Source organism: Inquilinus sp. Marseille-Q2685 (assembly GCF_916619195.1).
Classification (GTDB): domain Bacteria; phylum Pseudomonadota; class Alphaproteobacteria; order DSM-16000; family Inquilinaceae; genus Inquilinus.
Window position 1 is genome coordinate 1,077,465 of record NZ_CAKAKL010000002.1, and the last position, 17,774, is coordinate 1,095,238.

The 17,774-nt window shown below is 70.4% G+C and carries 15 protein-coding genes, 1 tRNA gene and 1 pseudogene; 6 read left to right on the top strand and 11 right to left on the bottom strand.

Going from position 1 to position 17,774, the window contains the following annotated elements:
• Positions 1-133 precede the first annotated feature (133 nt).
• From LG391_RS14285 to otnK, 4 genes are read left to right on the top strand one after another with little or no spacing between them, the layout of a single operon-like run.
• Entirely contained in the window at positions 134-1,441 is a 1,308-nt protein-coding gene (locus LG391_RS14285) for an MFS transporter (protein WP_225768670.1), read from the top strand.
• 21 nt (positions 1,442-1,462) lie between these two features.
• Positions 1,463-2,371, top strand: a complete 909-nt coding sequence (gene ltnD, locus LG391_RS14290) for an L-threonate dehydrogenase (protein ID WP_225768671.1) — start codon at positions 1,463-1,465, stop codon at positions 2,369-2,371.
• A 5-nt stretch (positions 2,372-2,376) separates the two neighbouring features.
• Entirely contained in the window at positions 2,377-3,162 is a 786-nt protein-coding gene (gene otnI, locus LG391_RS14295; RefSeq protein WP_225768672.1) for a 2-oxo-tetronate isomerase, read from the top strand.
• Positions 3,163-3,172: 10 nt separating this feature from the next.
• Positions 3,173-4,444 carry a 3-oxo-tetronate kinase gene (gene otnK / locus LG391_RS14300; protein WP_225768673.1) on the top strand — a complete coding sequence of 424 codons (1,272 nt, stop codon included), beginning with the start codon at positions 3,173-3,175 and terminating at the stop codon, positions 4,442-4,444.
• Between the two features lie 9 nt (positions 4,445-4,453).
• On the opposite strand, the gene murB is transcribed toward otnK, so the two are convergent.
• The 10 genes and pseudogenes from murB to LG391_RS14350 all read right to left on the bottom strand — a co-directional run bounded on the left by murB (position 4,454) and on the right by LG391_RS14350 (position 15,778).
• Positions 4,454-5,464 carry a UDP-N-acetylmuramate dehydrogenase gene (gene murB, locus LG391_RS14305; protein ID WP_225768674.1) on the bottom strand — a complete coding sequence of 337 codons (1,011 nt, stop codon included), beginning with the start codon at positions 5,462-5,464 and terminating at the stop codon, positions 4,454-4,456.
• A 135-nt stretch (positions 5,465-5,599) separates the two neighbouring features.
• Complete coding sequence (locus tag LG391_RS14310; RefSeq protein WP_225768675.1) at positions 5,600-6,316, bottom strand: DUF1194 domain-containing protein; 717 nt, start codon at positions 6,314-6,316, stop codon at positions 5,600-5,602.
• Positions 6,313-7,230, bottom strand: a complete 918-nt coding sequence (locus LG391_RS14315) for an alpha/beta fold hydrolase (RefSeq protein ID WP_225768676.1) — start codon at positions 7,228-7,230, stop codon at positions 6,313-6,315. The genes LG391_RS14310 and LG391_RS14315 overlap by 4 nt, the downstream gene beginning before the upstream one ends.
• Before the next feature lie 4 nt (positions 7,231-7,234).
• A pseudogene (ppdK, locus tag LG391_RS14320) lies at positions 7,235-9,909 on the bottom strand (pyruvate, phosphate dikinase).
• Positions 9,910-10,492: 583 nt separating this feature from the next.
• Entirely contained in the window at positions 10,493-12,685 is a 2,193-nt protein-coding gene (glyS, locus tag LG391_RS14325; RefSeq protein WP_225768677.1) for a glycine--tRNA ligase subunit beta, read from the bottom strand.
• A gap of 11 nt (positions 12,686-12,696) precedes the next feature.
• Positions 12,697-13,578, bottom strand: a complete 882-nt coding sequence (locus LG391_RS14330; RefSeq protein WP_225768678.1) for a glycine--tRNA ligase subunit alpha — start codon at positions 13,576-13,578, stop codon at positions 12,697-12,699.
• Between the two features lie 100 nt (positions 13,579-13,678).
• The gene (locus LG391_RS14335) at positions 13,679-13,903 is read right to left on the bottom strand and encodes a hypothetical protein (protein WP_225768679.1); all 225 of its coding nucleotides are present in this window, start codon (positions 13,901-13,903) and stop codon (positions 13,679-13,681) included.
• Between the two features lie 8 nt (positions 13,904-13,911).
• Positions 13,912-14,751 carry a S49 family peptidase gene (locus LG391_RS14340; protein WP_225768680.1) on the bottom strand — a complete coding sequence of 280 codons (840 nt, stop codon included), beginning with the start codon at positions 14,749-14,751 and terminating at the stop codon, positions 13,912-13,914.
• 72 nt (positions 14,752-14,823) lie between these two features.
• Positions 14,824-15,567, bottom strand: a complete 744-nt coding sequence (locus LG391_RS14345) for a tRNA1(Val) (adenine(37)-N6)-methyltransferase (protein WP_225768681.1) — start codon at positions 15,565-15,567, stop codon at positions 14,824-14,826.
• Positions 15,560-15,778: a DUF2007 domain-containing protein gene (locus LG391_RS14350; RefSeq protein WP_225768682.1), complete on the bottom strand. Its 219-nt coding sequence runs from the start codon at positions 15,776-15,778 to the stop codon at positions 15,560-15,562. The genes LG391_RS14345 and LG391_RS14350 overlap by 8 nt, the downstream gene beginning before the upstream one ends.
• Before the next feature lie 120 nt (positions 15,779-15,898).
• Here LG391_RS14350 and LG391_RS14355 point away from each other — a divergent pair, with 120 nt between their 5' ends.
• Both LG391_RS14355 and LG391_RS14360 read left to right on the top strand, forming a co-directional pair.
• Entirely contained in the window at positions 15,899-16,936 is a 1,038-nt protein-coding gene (locus LG391_RS14355) for a polyprenyl synthetase family protein (protein WP_374200746.1), read from the top strand.
• Positions 16,937-17,001: 65 nt separating this feature from the next.
• A tRNA-Pro gene (locus LG391_RS14360) sits at positions 17,002-17,078 on the top strand.
• 290 nt (positions 17,079-17,368) lie between these two features.
• Here LG391_RS14360 and LG391_RS14365 read toward each other — a convergent pair.
• Positions 17,369-17,698: an L-rhamnose mutarotase gene (locus tag LG391_RS14365; protein ID WP_225768683.1), complete on the bottom strand. Its 330-nt coding sequence runs from the start codon at positions 17,696-17,698 to the stop codon at positions 17,369-17,371.
• Between the last annotated feature and the right edge of the window lie 76 nt (positions 17,699-17,774).

Sequence of the window (17,774 nt, forward strand, 5' to 3'; positions counted from 1 at the left end):
CCGGCTTCGCCCAAGAGTATTGATACCGATATCATCATAGCGCAACGAGATCCAAAGCCTTTGAGGAGATCGGCCACGGCCCGATGATGATACCGGTGTCAATATCCGTCACGGACGAGCCGAGGGAGGAAGGATGAGCGTCCAAGCCATGCCGTTGCCGCGCGAAACGGCGGGAGCGATCGAGAAGCGGGTCTACCGCAAGGTGTTCTGGCGCATCGTGCCGTTCCTGATGCTGTGCTACGTGATCGCCTATCTCGACCGCGTCAATGTCGGCTTCGCCAAGCTGCAGATGTCGCAGGACCTCGGCTTCAGCGAGGCGGTGTTCGGCCTGGGCGCCGGCATCTTCTTCGTCGGCTATTTCCTGTTCGAGGTGCCGAGCAACGTCATCCTGCACCGGGTCGGCGCCCGGGTCTGGATCGCCCGGATCATGATCACCTGGGGCATCGTCTCCGCCGCCTTCATGTTCGTGCCCTCGGCACCGTGGTTCTACGCCCTGCGCTTCCTGCTGGGCCTCGCCGAGGCCGGCTTCTACCCCGGCATCATCCTGTACCTGACCTATTGGTACCCGTCGCATCGCCGGGCCAAGATCATCGCCGTGTTCATGGCCGCGATCCCGGTGTCCGGCATCTTCGGCAACCCGCTGTCGGGCTGGATCATGGATGCCTTCCACGAGACGCACGGCCTGGCCGGCTGGCAGTGGATGTTCCTGATCGAGGCGATTCCCGCCGTGCTGATCGGCCTGGCCGTGCTGCTGGTGCTCGACAACAGCGTCCGCGACGCGAAATGGCTGACAGACGAGGAGAAGGCGGTGATCGAGCGCGAGATCGCGGCCGACGCCAAGGGCAAGGACAGCCCCGCCTCGCTCGGCGCCGTGTTCCGTGACGGCCGGGTCTGGCTGTCCTGCTTCATCTACTTCGCCTTCGTCAGCGGCCAGTACGGGCTGACCTTCTGGATGCCGACCCTGGTCAAGGCCACCGGCGTCACCGGCAACCTCAACATCGGCCTGATCAGCGCCATCCCCTTCCTGTGCGCTGTCGTCGCCATGATCCTGTTCGGGCAGAGCGCCGACCGGCGCCGCGAGCGGCGCTGGCACCTGGTGATCCCGGCGGCCATGGGCGCGGTCGGCTTCGTCGTCGCGGCGACCGCCAGCGACACCGCGGTCGCGATCGCCTTCCTGTCGCTGGCCGCGGCCGGCGTCCTGACCTGCGCGCCGCTGTTCTGGTCGCTGCCCACCGCCTTCCTGCACGGCGCAGCCGCCGCGGCCGGCATCGCCATGATCAACTCGATCGGCAACCTGGCCGGCTTCGTCAGCCCCTATGCCATCGGCCTGTTGAAGGACCTGACCGGCAGCACCGAATTCGGCATGTATATGCTGGCGGTCATGCTGGTGCTGGGCGCCGCCGCCGTCCTGACCACCCCCGCGAAGCTCGTCAACCGCTAGGATCGGACGAGGAGGATCGAAATGACCAAACGTGCTGCCGTGATCGGGCTGGGCTCGATGGGTCTGGGCATGGCCCTGTCGCTGCGCCGGGCCGGCTTCGAGGTCGCCGGCTGCGACCTGTCCACCGCCGCGGTCGAGCGCCTGGTCGCCGCCGGCGGCACCGGCGCCGCCACCCCGGCCGAGGCCGCGGCGGGCGCCGACATCGTCATCTCGGTCGTGGTCAACGCGGCCCAGACCGAATCGGTGCTGTTCGGCGAGTCCGGCTGCGCCGCCGCGATGCCGCAGGGAGCGGTCTTCGTCTCGTCCGCCACCATGGCGCCGGAAGCGGCACGCAGCCTGGCCGAGCGGCTGGAGGCGACCGGCCGGCACTATCTCGACGCGCCGATCAGCGGCGGCGCCCAGCGCGCGGCCGAGGGCGCGCTGACCATCCTCGCCTCCGGCAGCGCCGCAGCCTTCGCCGCGGCCCGGCCGGCGCTCGACGCCATGGCGGCGAAGCTCTACGAGCTCGGCGACGCGCCCGGCACCGGGGCCGCCTTCAAGATGGTGAACCAGCTGCTGGCCGGGGTGCACATCGCCGCCGCCTGCGAGGCGATCGCCTTCGCCGCCCGCCAGGGCCTGGACATCCGCAAGGTCTATGAGGTGATCACCGCCTCGGCCGGCAATTCCTGGATGTTCGAGAACCGCATCCCGCATGTGCTGGACGGCGACTATGCGCCGCGCAGCGCGGTCGACATCTTCACCAAGGATCTCGGTATCGTGATGGACATGGCGCGCAGCGGGAAGTTCCCGGTGCCGGTGGCCGGCGCCGCGCTGCAGATGTTCCTGATGACCGCCGCCGCGGGTATGGGCCGGGACGACGACGCCTCCGTCGCCCGGCTCTACGCCCAGATCGCCGGCCTCGACCTGCCCGGCGCGCCGAAGGAAGGATAGGATCGATGCCGCGCTTCGCCGCCAATCTCAGCCTGATGTTCACCGAGTGGGACTTCCTCGACCGCTTCGACGCGGCGGCCGGGGCGGGCTTCACCGCGGTCGAGTACCTGTTCCCCTACGAGCATCCGCCCGAGGCGATCGCCGAACGGCTGTCCCGCAACGGCCTGACCCAGGCCCTGTTCAACCTGCCGCCCGGCGACTGGGCCAAGGGCGAGCGCGGCCTGGCCGCCCTGCCCGAACGGGCGGAGGAGTTCCGCGCCTCCGTCGCCACCGCCCTGACCTACGCCGAGGCCACCGGCGTCGGCCGCGTGCACATGATGAGCGGCAATGCCGACCCGGCCGACCCGCGGGCGCAGCAGGCCTGGCGCGAGGCGACATCCTTCGCCGCCGAGGCCTTCGCCGCCAAGGGCATCGACGTGCTGCTGGAGCCGCTGAACACGCGCGACATGCCGGGTTATTTCCTGGGCGACTTCAACCGGGCCGCGGCGCTGATCCAGGAGCTGGGGCTGCCCAACCTGAAGCTGCAGTTCGACTGCTACCACCGGCAGATCCTGCACGGCGACGTGGCCATGGCGCTGCGGGCACTGCTGCCGATCACCGCCCATGTCCAGATCGCCAGCGTGCCGGGCCGGCACGAGCCGGATATCGAGGAGCTGAACTACCCGTTCCTGTTCCAGGAGCTGGAGCGGCTGGGCTATGCCGGCTTCATCGGCTGCGAGTACCGGCCCCGCGCCGGCACGCTCGAAGGCCTCGGCTGGTTCGCGCCCTATGCCGGCCGCAAGGAAGGATGAGGAGGAGACGATGACCCTCGTGCTCGGCTGCGTCGCCGACGACTACACCGGCGCGTCGGATCTTGCGAACACCCTGTCCAAGGCCGGGCTGCGCACGGTCCAGACCATCGGCGTGCCGCGCGACGACCTGAAGCTGCCCGCGGTCGACGCCGTGGTGGTGGCGCTGAAGAGCCGGTCGATCCCGGCCGCCGATGCGGTGGAGCGCAGCCTGGCCGCGGCCCGTTGGCTGCGCGGCCGCGGCACCGGCCATGTGCTGTTCAAGATCTGTTCGACCTTCGATTCGACCGATGCCGGCAACATCGGCCCGGTGACCGATGCGCTGCGGGCCGAGATCGGCGCCGGGCCGGCCCTGGTCACTCCCGCCTTCCCGGAGACCGGCCGGACCGTCTATCTCGGCCATCTCTTCGTCGGCACCGCGCCGCTGCACGAGAGCCCGCTGAAGGACCACCCGCTGAACCCGATGCGGGATTCGAACCTGGTCCGCGTTCTGGGCCGGCAGAGCAAGGCGCCGGTCGCCCTGCTGCCCCTGGCCACGGTGGAGGCCGGGCCGGAGACGGTGCGAACCTATCTCCGCCAACTGGCCGTGGAAGGCGCCGGCGCGGTGATCGCCGACGCGGTGCTGGACCGGCATCTGGAGACCTTGGGCGTGGTGGCGCTGGACCAGCCGGTGTCGACCGGCGCCTCCGGCCTTGGCCTCGGCATCGCCCGGGCGCTGGTCGCCGCCGGCCGGATCATGGCCGCGGACGGGGCCGAGGCGCCGACCCCGACCGGCGGCCCGGCCGCGATCCTGGCCGGCAGCTGTTCGCAGGCGACGCTGGGCCAGATCGCCGCGGCGGAGCGGAGCATGCCCGTGCTGCGCCTTGACCCGGAGGCGCTGGCCGCCGATCCCGGCGAGGTCGGGCGGGCGCTCGCCTGGGCCGAGCGGCATCGCGCCGAAGGGCCGGTGCTGATCGCCAGCAGCGCCCCGCCGGAGCAGGTGGCGGCGGTGCAGCGGAAGCTCGGCCGCGAGGCCGCCGGCCACGCCATCGAGCAGGCGATGGCGCGGATCGCGCTCGGCCTGGTCGAGGCCGGCGTCCGCCGGCTGGTGGTGGCCGGCGGCGAGACCTCCGGCGCCGTGGTCGATGCCCTGGCCCTGCCCGCCTTCCGCATCGGCGCCGAGATCGCCCCGGGCGTGCCGGTGCTCTATACGGTCGGCCGCGAGCCGCCGATGGTGCTGGCGCTGAAATCCGGCAATTTCGGCGGCCCGGACTTCTTCGCTGACGCGCTCAGGGCGATGCCGTAAGGCGCCGCCTCAGAGGATCACCGGCTCGGGCTCCAGCGCCACGCCGTAGGTGGCGCGGACGTCACGCTGGATCTGCCGGGCCAGGTCGAGGATCTCGGCCCCGGTGGCGCCGCCGCGGTTGACCAGGACCAGAGCCTGCCGGTCGTGGACCGCGGCGCGGCCGACCGCCCGCCCCTTCCAGCCGCAGCGGTCGATCAGCCAGCCGGCGGCCAGCTTCACCCGGCCGTCCGGCTGCGGATAGCCGACGATTCCCGGGAAGGACGCGGACAGGTCGTCATACTGCTCCCCCGGCACGATCGGGTTCTTGAAGAAGCTGCCGGCATTGCCGATCACCGCCGGGTCCGGCAGCTTCTGCCGCCGCACCGCGACCACGGCGTCGAAGATCTCCGCCGCCGTGACGTCCGTCCTGTCGCCGAACACGCGGGCCAGGTCGGGATAGGCCGTCACCGGCGCCCAGGGCCGCGGCAGGCGCAGGGTGACGGATGTGACGATCCAGCGGTCGGGCTCGCGCTTGAACAGGCTGTCGCGATAGCTGAAGCGGCAGGCCGCGCGGTTGAGCGTGACGAAGCCGCCGGTCGCGGTGTCGAAGGCGCGCAGGCTCTCGAACCGCTCCTCCAGCTCAACGCCATAGGCGCCGATGTTCTGGATCGGCGCGGCGCCCACGGTGCCCGGGATCAACGCCAGATTCTCCAGCCCCGGCCGGCCCTGGGCGATGGTCCAGGCCGCCAGGTCGTGCCAGACCTCGCCGGCCCCGGCCTCGACCAGCACCGCCTCCGGGCTCTCCCCCGCCAGCCGGCGTCCGGGGATGCGCATCAGCAGCGTCAGCCCGTCGAAATCACCGGTCAGCACGACATTGCTGCCGCCGCCCAGCAGCCGGCGCGGCAGCCCGGCGAAGCGCGGATCCGCCAGCACCGCCGGCAGCTCGGCCTCGTCGCGGATCTCGATCGCAAAGCGGCTGCGCGCAGCGATGCCGAAGCTGTTGGCGGATTGCAGCGGGTGGTCGGTCAGGATCTGGTACATCAGGCGACTTCGGAACGAGGGCCATCTTCAGTCTGTCATGCCCGGGCTTGACCCGGGCATCCAGAAGATGTCGAGGCCCCCTGGATTGCCGGGTCAAGCCCGGCAATGACAAGAAGAAAGATCGTTCAGGTGGCTCTACACGATCTCGTCGATCAGCTTCGCGATCAGCGCCTGGATGAAGGTGTCCCGGCCCTCGGCAGCGCGGACGAAGGCGCCGATGCCGCCAATCACCTGCTGCCGGTAGTAGCCTTCGAGCCAGTCGTATTCGTCGAGGATGACCAGCGCGTTGACCGTCACCCCGGCGGCCTCCGCCGCATCGCGCGCCAGCGTCGGATCGATCCCGGCATTCGAGAAGCCGTTCGAGACGATGTCGATGGTCCGGCGCGGACTGTCGAAGCCGCTGCCCTTGAACAGGTCGAGCGCGTCCAGCACGGCGCTGCCGATTGCGGTCGACCCGGCCTCCTGTCCCGCCGGCGCCGCCAGAACGGCCTCGGCGAAAGCGTCGGCGTCGGCGGCGCTGGCCAGGCGTCGCCAGGGCAGCAGCACCTTCAGGCTGCGCGGCCCGTCGAAGCGGGCGACGGTCACCGCGATGCCGCCCCGCGGCCCGGCGGCGATCGCCGCCTTGACCTTCTCGTCGCGGAAGGCGGCGGCATGGCCGCGCAACTGGAAGTCGAGCGCGCCGGTCGTGATGCTGGCCGAGGCGTCCACCAGCAGCACCAGCTCGAGATCGGCCGGCTCTCCCGCCGGCGCTGGCTTGGGCTCTGGCGATGGCTGCGGCGCCGGACTCTGGGCGAGGAGCGGCCGGGCCAGCAGGGCACCCGTCAGCCAGCCGGCGAAGTGCCGCCGCCTCATGGCGCCAGCGTCGCCAGGAAACCGTCGGCGTCGCGCCAGAAGGCGCCTCGGATGTCGTCGCGTTCCATCAGGATCTCGTGCAGGGCGTCCGGATAGACGCTGACCCGGCAATGGGGCATCCGTCGGGCGACCTGGCGCGCGGCGCCGTTGTCGACCAGCGACTCGCGCCCCGCCAGCAGCATCAGCACCGGCACGCGGATGCCGGACGCGCCCTGCCGGATCGCCGCGGCCGAGCGGAAGGCCGCGGCCAGCCAGCCCCAGGTGATCCCCGAGACGCGATATTCCGGATGATCGCGGAACCAATCGGCATGGATGCGGTTGCGCACCGGATCGCTGGAGAGAAGCCGCCGCGGGTCGAGCATGCGGTCGGGATCGTAGCCCCCCTCGCCCGGCGCGTAGCCGCGGCCGCGGCCCAGGGCAGCCGCCATCGGCGACAGCAGCCGCGCAGCCTGGCGGACATAGGACAGAGTGATCGGCATCACCATCGGCGCGGTCAGGATCGCGCCTGCCGCCAGATCGGGCCGGGCGGCCAGCAGCCGCAGCGCCAGATGCCCGCCCATGGAATGGCCGAGCAGGATCAGCGGCCCCTCCCCCGCCGGCCGGACCACCCGGTCGGCGATCAGGGCAGCGTCGCGCACCAGCGGGTCGAAGCTGTCGTAATGGCCGGTCTCGTCGCCCGTCGGCGTGCGCGACGACAGGCCCTGGCCGCGCCAGTCGAAGCCGAAGACGCGAAAACCGCGGGCGATCAGCTCGCCCGCGGTCTCGCGGTACTTCTCGATGAACTCGCTGCGGCCGTTCAGGATCAGCACGGTGCCGCGCACCCGCCCCTCGGGCTCCGGCCACGCGCCCCAGCGCAGCCGCGCCCCGTCCGGCGTCGTCAGGACATCCGTGCGGGGCGCGGCGGCGAGGTCCATCAGGTCACTCGGCCTTGACCTCGGCCTTCAGCGCCGCCTGCGCCGCGGCCAGGCGGGCGATCGGCACCCGGTAGGGCGAGCAGGAGACGTAGTCGAGCCCGACCGATTCGCAGAAATGGATCGAAGCCGGGTCTCCGCCATGCTCGCCGCAGATGCCGAGCTTGATGCCCGAGCGGGTCTTGCGGCCGCGCTCCGCCGCCAGCGACACCAGCTCGCCCACCCCGTCGCGGTCGAGGGTGACGAAGGGGTCCTGCTCCAGGATCCCGGCGCGGGTGTAGTCCGGCAGGAAGGTGCCGGCATCGTCGCGGCTGATGCCGAAGGTGGTCTGGGTCAGGTCGTTGGTGCCGAAGGAGAAGAACTCCGCCGTCTCCGCCAGCTCATGCGCCCTGAGGGCGGCGCGCGGCAGCTCGATCATGGTGCCGACCAGGAAGTCGAGCTTGATGCCCTTCTCCTGCTCCACCGCGGCGGCCACCGCCACGATCGCGGCCTTGAGGATGTCGAGCTCCTTCTTCGAGAAGGCGAGCGGGATCATGATCTCCGGCGTCACCGTCTCGCCGGTCGCGGCCTTGACCTCGGCCACCGCCTCGAAGATCGCCCGCGCCTGCATCTCGTAGATCTCCGGGAAGGAGATGCCGAGGCGGCAGCCGCGATGGCCGAGCATCGGGTTGCTCTCGTGCAGCTGGGCGGTGCGGTGCCGCACCCGGCCGAGATCGACCCCGGCGGTGCGGGCGACCTCCTCCAGATCCTCCTCGGTCCGCGGCAGGAACTCGTGCAGCGGCGGGTCGAGCAGCCGGATCGTCACCGGCAGTCCCTTCATGATGGTGAACAGCTCGACGAAGTCCTGCCGCTGCATCGGCAGGATCTCGGCCAGCGCCGCCTTCCGCGCCTCCACCGTCTCGGCCACGATCATGCGGCGCACGGCGGTGATGCGGTCGGCCTCGAAGAACATGTGCTCGGTCCGGCACAGGCCGATGCCCTCGGCCCCGAACTTGCGCGCGGTGCGGGCGTCGAGCGGGGTCTCCGCATTGGTGCGGATCTTCATCCGCCGCACCGCATCGGCCCAGCCCATCAGCGTGGCGAAGTCGCCCGACAGCTCGGGCTGAACCGTCGGCACCTCGCCCTTCATCACCTCGCCGGCGGCGCCGTCGAGGTGATGACGTCGCCGGCCTTCAGCGTGATACCGCCGACCGAGACGGTCTTCGCCTTCGGGTCGATGCGCAGCTCGCCGGCGCCGGAGACGCAGGCCCGGCCCATGCCGCGGGCCACCACCGCCGCGTGGCTCGTCATGCCGCCGCGGGTGGTCAGGATGCCGGCGGCGGCGTGCATGCCGTGGATGTCCTCGGGGCTGGTCTCCTCGCGCACCAGGATCACCTTGTCGCCCATCTGGGCCAGGGTCTCGGCCTCGTCCGCGGTCAGCACGATCTTGCCCGAGGCGGCGCCGGGCGAGGCCGGCAGCCCCTTGGCGATGACCTCGCGCTTGGCCTTCGGGTCGAGGGTCGGGTGCAGCAGCTGGTCGAGCGCCTGCGGCTCCACCCGGCGCACCGCCTCGCGCTGGTCGATCAGCCCGGCCTCGGCCAGCTCGACCGCGATGCGCAGCGCCGCGGCGGCGGTGCGCTTGCCGTTGCGGGTCTGCAGGATATAGAGCCGGCCTTGCTGGACCGTGAACTCGATGTCCTGCATGTCGCGGTAGTGGCTCTCCAGCCGGTCGCGGATGTCGCAGAGCTGCCGGAAGGTCTCCGGCATCGTCTCCTCCATCGACGGCAGGTCGCTGCCCGCCGCCTCGCGCGACACCTTGGTCAGGTTCTGCGGCGTGCGGATGCCGGCGACCACGTCCTCGCCCTGGGCGTTGACCAGATACTCGCCGTAGAAGGCGTTCTCGCCGGTCGACGGGTTGCGGGTGAAGGCGACGCCGGTGGCGCAGTCGTCGCCCATGTTGCCGAACACCATGGCCTGGACGGTGACCGCCGTGCCCCAGCTGGCCGGGATGTCGTGCAGGCGACGGTAGGTGATGGCGCGCTGGTTCATCCAGGAGCCGAACACGGCGCCGACCGCGCCCCACAGCTGGTCCTTCGGATCCTGCGGGAAGGGCTGGCCGAGATCGGTCCGGACCACGCCCTTGTAGCGCTCGACCAGCGTCTTCAGGTCGTCGGCCGTCAATTCGGTGTCGAGCGCCACCCCGCGCTCGCGCTTGATGCCCTCGAGCTCGTCCTCGAAACGGTAGTGCTCCACCCCCAGCACGACGTCACCATACATCTGGATGAAGCGGCGGTAGCTGTCATAGGCGAAGCGCTCGTCGCCGGTGCGGGCGGCGAGGCCCTGGACGGTCTCGTCGTTGAGGCCGAGATTGAGCACCGTGTCCATCATGCCCGGCATCGAGGCGCGCGCGCCGGAGCGGACCGAGACCAGCAGCGGGTTCGCCTTGTCCCCGAACCTGGCGCCGACCAGGCCCTCGATCGCGGCCAGCGCGGCCTGGACCTGCTCCGTCAGCTCGTCCGGATAGGTCCGGCCGTGGTCGTAGTAGTAGGAGCACAGCTCGGTGGTGATGGTGAAGCCGGGCGGCACCGGCAGCCCCAGGACGCTCATCTCGGCGAGATTGGCCCCCTTGCCGCCGAGCAGGTTGCGCATGTCGGCGCGGCCATCGGCCTTGCCGTTCCCGAAGCCGTAGACCCATTTGGTCATTTCGTTCTTCTCTCCGCCTTGGCGTTCGTGGGAGATGATTGAGTCGGATCTTAGACCCGAAACGGCGGAAGCGGTACGCCGACCCCGGACCGGGCGTTCGGGCGGGCGACGGGCAGACAGCCGCCTTCCAGAGCCCTTGCGGTCGGAATCATGGTACCTCCGCCTCGATCCAGCGCAGCGGGAACAACGGTTCGATCCCCGTGCGTGTTCCCTGTCTTGCAGCGCAGCGAGACAACGAAGTCAAGCGCGGAAAAGCCGCGGAATTCCTCAGAGTTTTATCCGTTTGCGATGCAACATCATCGATTCTGGAGTTGCTATGGGCGAAGATGGAAATCTGCACGCATTTGATAAGTGGACATATCGGATAACGGTCGTTCGAGGGCTTCCGCATCGATATGCCGATGCCGTCGCATCCACCAGGAAACACGAACGAATCTGTCTCACAGGCGCGACCAGCCGACAATTTGCCCGATCGTGGTATTGTTCGGCAGGGTAACGGAATGCCACGGCGCTGCCCCTTAGGCGCAGCTTCGACGACGATGGAGCAGAGGTCGGGTTCGCGCAAATGTGAACCCGACCGCCCCTACCCTTCCACCTTCGAGAAGTCGGCGACCGCATCCATCGAGCGCGCCAGATCCTCCAGCAGCGCCAAGCGATTGCGGCGCAACGCCGAATCCGGATCGTTGACCAGCACGGCGTCGAAGAAGGCGTCGACCGCGGGCCGCCAGCCGGCCAGCGTGCTCATCGCCCCAGCGAAATCGCCGGCCGCCAGCGCCGTCTTCAGCGGCTGCACATCCGCCTCCAGCCGCTCGAACAGCGCCCGCTCCTCGGCCATGGCGAAGCGGGCGGGGTCGACCGAGCCGAAGCCCTCCACCCCGTCCTTCTTGCGCTCGATCCGGACGATGTTGCCGGCGCGGCGATAGGCGGTGAGGAGGTTGGCGCCGTCCTCGCTGCCCAGGAAGCCGGCCAGGGCCTCGGCCCGGCCGAGCAGGCGCAGCAGGTCGTCCTCGGCCCCGACGGCGAAGACCGCGTCGATCAGGTCGTGGCGCACGCCCTTCTCGCGCATCGCCACCTTCAGCCGGTCGGCGATGAAGGACAGCAGTTCCTCGACCACCGTGACCTGGTCGCGCAGCGGCGTCGCCGGCGGACGACTGCCCGGGACGGCTTCGGGAACACGGCCACTTCCGTCGCGCGACTGCTCCAGGCGCGCATAGCCCGGGGCGGCCCCGCTCTCGTACAGCCGATGAGCGGTGGCGAAAGCCTCGCGCAACGGCAGGGCGGCGCGGTTCTCGATCACCAGCCGGATCACGCCGAGCGCGGCGCGGCGCAGCGCATAGGGGTCGCGGCTGCCGGTCGGCTTCTCGTCGATGGCGAAGAACCCGGCCAGGGTGTCGAGCTTGTCGGCCAGCGCCACGGCGATCGACACCGGCGCGGTCGGGCAGCGGTCGCTCGGCCCCACCGGCTTGTAGTGGTCGGCGATCGCCTCGGCGACGTCCGGCGCCTCGCCCTGGGCCAGGGCATAGTAGCGGCCCATCAGCCCCTGCAGCTCCGGGAACTCGCCGACCATGCCGGAGGTCAGGTCGGCCTTCGCCAGCCGCGCGGCCCGGTCCGCCCGCGACGGGTCGGCGCCGAGCTTCTGCGCCAGCCAGGCGGCCAGCGCCGCCATGCGCTCGACCTTCTGCGCCACGCTGCCGAGCTTGGCGTGGAAGATGATCGGCTCCAGGTCCTTGACCCGGCTCTCCAGCGGGGCCTTGCGGTCCTGGTCCCAGAAGAACTTGGCGTCCGATAGACGGGCGCGCAGCACCCGCTCGTTGCCGGCGACCACGGTCGCGCCACCGTCCCTGGTCTCGGTGTTCGCGACGACGGCGAAGCGCGCCGCCAGCTTGCCGTCCGCCCCCTCCAGGGCGAAGTAGCGCTGATGGGTGCGCATCGAGGTGACCAGCACCTCCTCCGGCACCTCCATGAAGGCCTCGTCGATGCGGCCGAGATGGGCCACCGGCCATTCGACCAGCCCCGCCACCTCCTCCAGCAGGCCCGGATCGTCGCGCAGCGCGAGGCCCGCCGCCTTCGCCTGCGCCTCGACCTGCTCGCGGATCAGCGCCTTCCGCTCCTCGCGGTCGAGCACGACATAGGCGTCGAGCAGCTTCGCCTTGTAGTCGGCAAATCCAGCGACCGTGATCCGGCCGGGCGCCAGGAAGCGGTGGCCCACCGTCGAATCGACCGCTGTCTTGGCGCCCTCGCCCGAACCGTCGATGTCCGGCTTGTTCAGGTCGTAGCGGAACGGCACGAGCCTGCCGTCGAACAGCGCCAGCACGTGGTGCAGCGGGCGGACCCAGCGCACCACCTCCTCCGCCGCACGCATCGACTTCGGCCAGGGCAGGCCGAGGATCGCCTTGCGGATCACCTCCGGCAGCAGCTCCGCGGTCGGGCCGCCGGGGATGGTGAGATTGGCGAACCAGATCTTGCCCTTCGGCGTGTCGCGCTGCTCGCACCGGTCGAGGGTCAGGCCGGTCGACTTCAGGAAGCCGTCGATCGCCTGCTGCGGCGCGTCGACCTTCGGCCCCTTGCGCTCCTCCACCACGTCGGGACGGGCCGCCGGCAGGCCGTCGACCACCAGGGCGAGGCGCCGCGGCGTGACGAAGGCCTCGGCCCGGTCGAAGGTCAGGCCCGCCGCCTTCAGCGCGTAGGTGACGAGGGTCTTGAGGTCCTCCGCGGCTCGCGCCTGCATGCGGGCCGGGATCTCCTCGGAGAAGAGTTCGAGCAGGAATTCAGCCATGTCAGCCCCCCTCAGGCCGCGTCCAGCCAGAGTCGGCAGCAGGCCCGGGCGAGGTCGCGCACGCGGCCGATATAGGCGGCGCGCTCGACCACGGAGATCACGCCGCGGGCGTCGAGCAGGTTGAAGGTGTGGCCGGCCTTGAGGCACTGGTCATAGGCCGGCAGCGCCAGGCGGCGCTCCAGCAGCGCCCGGCATTCCTGCTCCGCATCCTTGAAGTGCTGCAGCAAGATGGCCGTGTCGGCGTGCTCGAAATTGTAGGCCGAGTATTCCCGTTCGGCCCGCAGGAACACCTCGCCGTAGCGCTTGGCGCCGGGCGTCTGCGGATCATTGAACGGCAGGTCGTAGACGCTCTTCACGTCCAGCAGATACATCGCCAGCCGCTCCAGCCCGTAGGTCAACTCGACCGGCACCGGGTCGCATTCGATGCCGCCGACCTGCTGGAAATAGGTGTACTGGGTGACCTCCATGCCGTCGCACCAGACCTCCCAGCCGAGGCCCCAGGCGCCAAGCGTCGGGTTCTCCCAGTCGTCCTCGACGAAGCGGATGTCGTGCAGCGCCGGGTCGATGCCGAGGGCATAGAGGCTCTGCAGGTACAGGTCCTGGGCGTCGGCCGGCGCCGGCTTCATCAGCACCTGGAACTGGTAATAGTGCTGCAGCCGGTTCGGGTTCTCGCCGTAACGTCCGTCCTTGGGGCGCCGCGAGGGCTGGACATAGGCGCAGTTCCAGACCCGGTCGGGGCCGAGCGAGCGCAGCGTCGTCGCCGGGTGCGAGGTGCCGGCGCCGACCTCCATGTCGTAGGGCTGCAGGATCAGGCATCCCTGGGCGGCCCAGAAAGTCTGCAGCCGCAGGATGATCTCCTGGAAACTCTTCGGGGGTGGGGCGACCGTCGGCATGTCTCGGGCTGGCGCTGAAGGAAGGCGGCGCACCATAGGGCGCCGGGCGGGAGGCTTCAAGCGCGCGGGGCGTCAAACGCCCATGAACGCTCGGGAGCCGCTACCCCTCGCAGCGGTGGCTCAGGCCGTCGGCGTGGTAGGCGCCGCAGTTCGAGCAGCGGACCAGATCCTCGGCGCCCTTCCCCGCCTTGCGGGCCCGGTGCTGCTGCGACAGCGCGTCCCGCCGCGCCGCCGTCTCGCGGGCGACGCCGACGCGGCGGACCATGCCCATCAGCCAGAGCACGCCGACCAGGAGGGCGATCGCGACGAGGATCTTGCCGAGCATCGGAGTCCTTACAGCCCGTAGCGGGACCAGAGCAGCCGATCCTCCACCGCGCCGACGGCGCTGTCCACAGCGGCGGCGGCCAGGCTGTCGGCCCGGGTCAGGCGGCGCAGCCAGCCGGTCGGCTGCTGCACCAGCTTCAGCCGCACCTTCGGCCCGAACTTGGCGCGCAGCACGCCATGGGCATGGCCGATGCCGTCGGCCAGGCCGAGGGCGCGGCCCTTCGCGCCGGTCCAGAACTCGCCGCTGAACAGGGTGGCGTCGTCTGCCGTCAGCCGCCCGCCGCGCCGGGCGCGGATATGGGCGATGAAGGCGGCATGGATTTCGCGCTGCAGTTCCTCCAGCTTGGCCAGGTCCTCCGGCCGCTCCGGCTGGAACGGATCGAGGATCGATTTGCGCGTGCCGGCGGTGTGCACCCGGCGCTCGACGCCGATGCGGGTGATCGCGTCCTGGAAGCCGAAGCCGGCGGAGATCACGCCGATCGAGCCGATGATCGAGCTGTCGTCGACCCAGATCTCGTCACCGGCACAGGCCAGCCAATAGCCGCCCGAGGCGGCGACGTCCTCGACGAAGGCGTAGACCGGGACCTTCTTCTCCTCCGCCAGGTCGCGGATGCAGCGCGCGATCAGCGAGGACTGCACCGGCGACCCGCCGGGGGAGTTCACCAGCAGGGCAACCGCGGCCAGGCGCTTGGGGCTGAAGGCGGCGGCGATCGGCCGCGCCAGCTTCTCCATCGACAGGCCCTGGGCCAGGAAGCCGCGCCCGCCCCCGATCACGCCGCGCAGCGGCAGAACGGTCACCAGCGGCGCGTCGCCGCGGCCGAGCAGGGGAAGTCGGGACAGAAGGCCCATGGTCGCGCTCTCGATCGGTTTCCGTCGGCAGGATATGGCCAGCCGGGCTTCGATTTCAAAAGGTGCGGTGCTTCAGAGCGTCAGCGGCGCCGCGTCGCGCAGCACCACCTGCGCCGCCGGGGTGAAGCCGCCGCCGGCCTCGTGCAGCACCAGCCCGGCCGCCAGCACCGCCGGCGCCCGGCCGCCCCGCCGCGCCTGCACCAGCACCCGCCGGGCCGCCTCCCCGGCCCGGGGCCAGAGCGGGAACAGGGTCAAGGAGCCGAAGCCGGGCCGCAGCGCGGTGCAGATCTCGTCGACCCGGTCGGCCCGATGGATCAGGGTCAGCCAGCCGCGCGGCTTCAGCACTCGCGCGGCGGCAACGACCCAGCCGGCGAGATCCAGCCCGTCCTCGACATTCGCCGCCGCCTTGACCGGATGGGCGGAAGCCCGGCCGCGGCCGGGCGGCAGGAAAGGCGGGTTCATCATCACCCGGTCAAAGGGGGCACCCGGGATCGAATCGGCGACGCTGCCTTCGACGATCGCGGCGCGTCCGCCGAGGCCGTTCAGCCCGAGATTCTCGCGCGCCAGCGCCGCCAGCCCGGGATCGCGCTCGACGCCGGTGACCGAGACCTCCGGGCAGCGTGCGGCGAGGCAGAGCAGTGCCGCGCCGACGCCGCAGCCGAGATCGGCGACCCGCTCACCGGGCGCGGCGGGCACGGCGGCCGCCAGCAGCACCGGGTCGATCGCGGCGCGGTAGCCGTCCCGCGGCTGCCGCAGCCGGACCCGGCCGTCGAGCAGCCGGTCCTCACTGGCCGCACGGTTCGCGGCCTCAGGCATCCGGCAGGCTTTCCCCCGCGGATTGAAGGACATACCGCGCCCGGACCCAGTCCTCGGCCGCCACCATCAGGCGGCGCGGCAAGATGCCCAAGCTTCCTTCCAGCACGGATGTGTGCATATCAAGGATGACGGTTTCGATCCGGGCATCGGCCAGCAACGCCGTCAGGAAGGACAGCCGGACCGGGTCATTGGTTCGCAGAAGCTCTTTCACGGGGCCAGTTTCTCGTTTATGCAGCGCACACAAGGGTCATGGTGACACAATCCGGTCCGGATCGCTGCCCCGCTGCAGGCCGGTGCCGGAGATCGGAATGTGGATGTTGAGGAGCCGGGCTTGACCGCCAGTCTTGGAGCGACGAGAGCCGAGTCCCTGCCGCCGGAGCCGACCACCGACGCCGGCGCGCTCGACCGCCTGACGGCCCTCGTCGCCGGGGATCTGGAGGCGGTGAACGCCCTGATCCTGGAGCGGATGCAGAGCTCGGTCGAGCTGATCCCGCAGCTGGCCGGCTATCTTATCGCGTCGGGCGGCAAGCGGATCCGGCCGGTGCTCACCCTCGCCTCGGCCCGGCTGTGCGGCCATCGAGGCCAGCGCCATGTCGGCCTGGCCGCCGCCGTCGAGTTCATACACACCGCCACGCTGCTGCATGACGACGTGGTCGACGAGAGCGACCTGCGCCGCGGCCAGGCCTCGGCCAATGTCGTGTTCGGCAATCAGGCCAGCGTGCTGGTCGGCGACTTCCTGTTCTCCCGCGCCTTCCAGGTGATGGTCGAGGACGGCTCGCTGGAGACGCTGCGCATCCTGGCCAACGCCTCGGCCGTGATCGCCGAGGGCGAGGTGCTGCAATTGTCGGCGGCGCACGACACCGTGACCAGCCGCGACACCTATCTGCGGATCATCCGCGCCAAGACGGCGGAGCTGTTCGCCGCGGCCTGCGAGATCGGCGCCGTGGTGGCCGACCGCAGCCCGGCCGAATGCGCCGCCATGCGCAGCTTCGGCACCGAGCTGGGCATCGCCTTCCAGATCGTCGACGACGTGCTGGACTATTCCGCCCGCCAGGCCCGCCTGGGCAAGACCATCGGCGACGATTTCCGCGAAGGCAAGATCACCCTGCCGGTGATCCTGGCCATGGAGCGCGGCAGCGAGGAGGAGCGCGGCTTCTGGCGCCGGACGCTGGAGGACGGCGAGCAGGCCGAGCAGGATCTCGACCAGGCCGTGGCCCTGCTGCAGCGCCACGACGCGCTGGCCGACAGCATGGCGGCGGCGCGCACCCATGCCGAGAATGCCATCCGGGCGATCCGCCTCCTGCCCGCCTCGCCGATGCGGAAGGCGCTGGAGGACGTGGTCGAGTTCGTGGTCGAGCGAGATTTCTGACGGAACTGCGACACAGGCCTTGCAGCCCCCCGCCAGTCTCGCTATAAGCCCATCCGCCGGTGCGACGGAGTGTAGCTCAGCCTGGTAGAGCGCTACGTTCGGGACGTAGAAGCCGGAGGTTCGAATCCTCTCACTCCGACCATTTCCAACCGGTTCGACGGCGCCCTCCCGAGGCGCCGCTTTTGTTTTTGCACCCCGCCCCGGAGATAAAAGAGGCCGGCCCGGTTGCGGTGCGGGCCGGCCCTGAAGTGGAGCAATGGAGTCAGTCCGGCGAAGCCTTCGCCGGCCGCCCCGACGGGGTCGAGGCGGTAGCTGAAGTCTCCGTGATCCGGCACCGCCCCGACACCCCCATTTGGGAGGGCCGAGTCGGAATTCCGCGACGCGGAATTGCGCCGTTCACGAGCGATTCACGGCAGGCGCCGGGCCGGCTTGTCAGTCGTGATGGAACACCTCCGGCATCATCGCCCACCATTCCCCCTCCTGCCGGGTCTCGAAGGGTTCCTGACAGGGCGAGCACAGCGCCCACCACTCGCGAGTCTTCGGGTCGGCCGCCATCCGCGCCATGTCGGCGGCGAAATCCGGGCCGTGATACTCCCAGGTGCCGAACAGGATGTTCTCCGGCTGCTTCAGGAAGATCGAGTAGTTCCGGATATGGCAGGCGCTGATCATGGCCAGCACCTCCGGCCACACGGCCCGGTGCAGCCGCAGATACTCCGCCACCGCCTCCGGCTTCAGCCGGATGCACATGCCCATGCGCTGCATCGCCCTCTCCTCGTCCTATCCTCAGAGACCGTTTGGAAATGCGCTGGCGTGAGTCAGGCGGTGGTGGTTTCAAGAA

Bases quoted from the DNA above. Each gene is read 5' to 3' on its own strand.
- LG391_RS14285 (WP_225768670.1), top strand. From the start codon at position 134: ATGAGCGTCCAAGCCATGCCGTTGCCGCGCGAAACGGCGGGAGCGATC.
- ltnD (WP_225768671.1), top strand. From the start codon at position 1,463: ATGACCAAACGTGCTGCCGTGATCGGGCTGGGCTCGATGGGTCTGGGC.
- otnI (WP_225768672.1), top strand. From the start codon at position 2,377: ATGCCGCGCTTCGCCGCCAATCTCAGCCTGATGTTCACCGAGTGGGAC.
- otnK (WP_225768673.1), top strand. From the start codon at position 3,173: ATGACCCTCGTGCTCGGCTGCGTCGCCGACGACTACACCGGCGCGTCG.
- murB (WP_225768674.1), bottom strand. From the start codon at position 5,464: ATGTACCAGATCCTGACCGACCACCCGCTGCAATCCGCCAACAGCTTC.
- LG391_RS14310 (WP_225768675.1), bottom strand. From the start codon at position 6,316: ATGAGGCGGCGGCACTTCGCCGGCTGGCTGACGGGTGCCCTGCTGGCC.
- LG391_RS14315 (WP_225768676.1), bottom strand. From the start codon at position 7,230: ATGGACCTCGCCGCCGCGCCCCGCACGGATGTCCTGACGACGCCGGAC.
- glyS (WP_225768677.1), bottom strand. From the start codon at position 12,685: ATGGCTGAATTCCTGCTCGAACTCTTCTCCGAGGAGATCCCGGCCCGC.
- LG391_RS14330 (WP_225768678.1), bottom strand. From the start codon at position 13,578: ATGCCGACGGTCGCCCCACCCCCGAAGAGTTTCCAGGAGATCATCCTG.
- LG391_RS14335 (WP_225768679.1), bottom strand. From the start codon at position 13,903: ATGCTCGGCAAGATCCTCGTCGCGATCGCCCTCCTGGTCGGCGTGCTC.
- LG391_RS14340 (WP_225768680.1), bottom strand. From the start codon at position 14,751: ATGGGCCTTCTGTCCCGACTTCCCCTGCTCGGCCGCGGCGACGCGCCG.
- LG391_RS14345 (WP_225768681.1), bottom strand. From the start codon at position 15,567: ATGCCTGAGGCCGCGAACCGTGCGGCCAGTGAGGACCGGCTGCTCGAC.
- LG391_RS14365 (WP_225768683.1), bottom strand. From the start codon at position 17,698: ATGCAGCGCATGGGCATGTGCATCCGGCTGAAGCCGGAGGCGGTGGCG.